2 protein-coding genes are annotated in these 2733 nt (G+C 33.2%); both read left to right on the top strand.

What is annotated here, in order from left to right; genetic code table 11:
- On the top strand, positions 1 to 2019 hold a 2019-nt coding region (locus SVN78_10025; protein ID MDY6821943.1), incomplete at its 5' end, for a glycoside hydrolase family 3 N-terminal domain-containing protein.
- Between the two features lie 70 nt (positions 2020 to 2089).
- Positions 2090 to 2733, top strand: a 644-nt coding sequence (locus SVN78_10020; protein MDY6821942.1) for an MmgE/PrpD family protein, incomplete at its 3' end; no start/stop codon positions are given.

Below are 2733 nucleotides of genomic sequence, written 5' to 3'. Positions count from 1 at the left end.
GATGCTAAAATTGTCCAAGAAATTGCAACAAATGAGACCTCTTTAAAAATTCCTCTTTTATTAGGTAAAGATGCTATACATGGTCACGCTCTATACCCCAATGGTACAGTATTTCCTATGCCCTTAGGATTAGCTTCTAGCTTTGATGATGAAATAATGAGAAAATCAGCCACAGTAACTGCAACTGAGATGACTGCAACTGGACTAAATTGGAATTTTTCTCCTATATTAGATGTAGCAAGAGATCCAAGATGGGGGCGTATAATTGAAACTTTTGGAGAGGATCCCTACCTAGTTTATAGAATGGGTTTAGGTAAAATAAAGGGATATCAAGGAGATAATCTTAATGATAAAAATTCTGTTTTAGCTACAGGAAAGCACTTTGTTGCCTATTCAGAGACAACAGGGGGAAGAGATTATTCCTCAGCAGACATTTCTGAGAGGACTCTTTATGATATATTCTTACCATCATTTAAAGGAGCAGTTGATAATGGTATTGCCTCTATCATGACGTCTTTTAATGATATAAACGGTGTTCCTGCTACAGGAAACGTTGATCTAGTGAGAAGAACACTAAAGGATCAATGGAATTTTAATGGGATTGTAATCTCAGATTATAATTCAGTAGCTATGCTATATCATACTCAGTTTGTAGCAGAAAATGCTAGAGATGCTGCTAAGATGGCAATAAATGCTGGTGTTGATGTTGAAATGACTTCTACGTGTTATCTAGATAACTTAGTGAAACTAGTTAATAGCGGAGAAGTAAGTATAGAGTTATTAGATGATGCTGTAAGGAGGGTTTTAAGAGCAAAATTTTTACTTGGCTTATTTGACAGTAAAAAAACTTTAGTAGATGAAAGCATACTTAATAATGAGGAACATAAAAAAATTGTGCTTGAAGCTGCTAGAAAAACACTTGTTTTACTAAAAAATGAAAATAATACATTACCACAAAATATAGAGAATATAAAAAAAATTGCAGTAATTGGTCCATTAGCAGATGATGCACAAAATCAATTAGGTGGTTGGACTATGAGTCAACCACGTCAAAATATAAAGACGGTGCTAGATGGTATAAAATCAGTTGCTGGGGATAAGGTAGAAGTGGTATATGAAAAAGGGGTTAATATAACAGAAGAAGAAATAGAAGGGGTATCTTCTGGTGGTGGTGTAGAAGACTTGGGGCTTGGCTCAAATATGAGTGATGAATCATTTGAAGATGCAATTAACGCTGCAGAGAATTCCGATATTATTGTTGCAGTGATGGGAGAATCAGCAGATATGAGTTCTGAACCAAATTCAAGAGCTTATTTAGATATACCTGGCAGGCAAGAAGAGCTTTTAAAAGCCTTATATGAAACTGGTATACCAATTGTATTAGTATTAATTAATGGCAGACCATTAACTATAAATTGGGAGGTAGAAAATATTCCAGCTATTATCGAAGCTTGGTTTCCAGGACAAGAGGGTGGGTTAGCTATTGCAGAAGCTATATTTGGTAAAGTAAATCCTTCAGGGAAACTTCCTGTAACTTTTCCAAAGACTATAGGCCAAATTCCCCTTTGGTACTATCATACATATCAAAAAAATTGGGGAGGGCAAGAATCCTATGGCAATAGATATGTTGACATTGATGATGAACCACTTTTTCCATTTGGGCACGGTTTAAGTTATACAACCTTTGATTATAGTGAGCTAACAACTGAAGTAAATAGTGATACATTAAAAATAAGTTTCAACGTCCAAAATATTGGCAATTTAGCTGGAACTGAAATAGCACAATTATATATAAGGGATGTAATCTCATCTCTTGTGCCTATTAATAAAAAGCTATACAGATTTAAAAGAATTAATTTACAGCCCGGTGAAACTAAAAGAATATCATTTATTATTAACAAATCAGAATTAGCAGTTTTAAATAGTGAAGGCAGAAGAGTTTTTGAACCTGGTGAATTTAATATTCTTGTTGGATCCTCAAGCAGTGATATTAAACTAAAAAATTCCATTTATTTTTAGTTAAATACTATAATAAAAATTAAAATTATTAAATAGTTGTATTATTGAGAATATGTTATATAATTAGATTGTGAATAAAATAAGTCTAACTGAATATCTTTGTGATTTTATTGTTGCAGTAAAATATGAAAATCTTCCTAAGAAAACAATAAATATTGCTAAATTGAGCTTGCTTGATTTTTATGGCTCCACAATAGCAGGTTCTTCAACAAAAGCAGGTAAGATATTTTTTGATACATTTTGTGATTTAGGAGAAAAAAAAGAATCAACAATATTAGGTAGTGGAAATAAAACATCATCTTTAATTGCAGCTTTTATTAATGCTGGTTGTTCTCACATATTAGAATTTGATGATATACATAAGGGATCAACAGTGCATCCAGCTGCACCTATAATACCTGTTTGTATAGCTCTTTCTGAAAAATTTAATTTAAGTGGTAAGAGATTAATTGAGGCTATTGTTGCTGGTTATGATACTGCTATTAGGATTGGTGAAGCAGTAAATCCATCACATTATTACTATTGGCATAATACTGCAACATGTGGAGTTTTTGGTGCAGCAGCTGCAGCAGGTAAACTGTTAGATTTAAATAAAGATGAACTAGTAAATGCTTTGGGAAATGCAGGCTCACTTGCTGCTGGATTATGGGAGTTTATTAGTGAAGGGGCAATGACAAAACATTTACACCCCGCAAATGCCGCTAAAAACGGTAT

The organism is Deferribacterota bacterium (genome assembly GCA_034189185.1).
Lineage (GTDB): Bacteria > Chrysiogenota > Deferribacteres > Deferribacterales > UBA228 > UBA228.
Note: the sequence above shows the minus strand (reverse complement) of the source record. Positions and strands in the feature narration are given on the sequence as shown.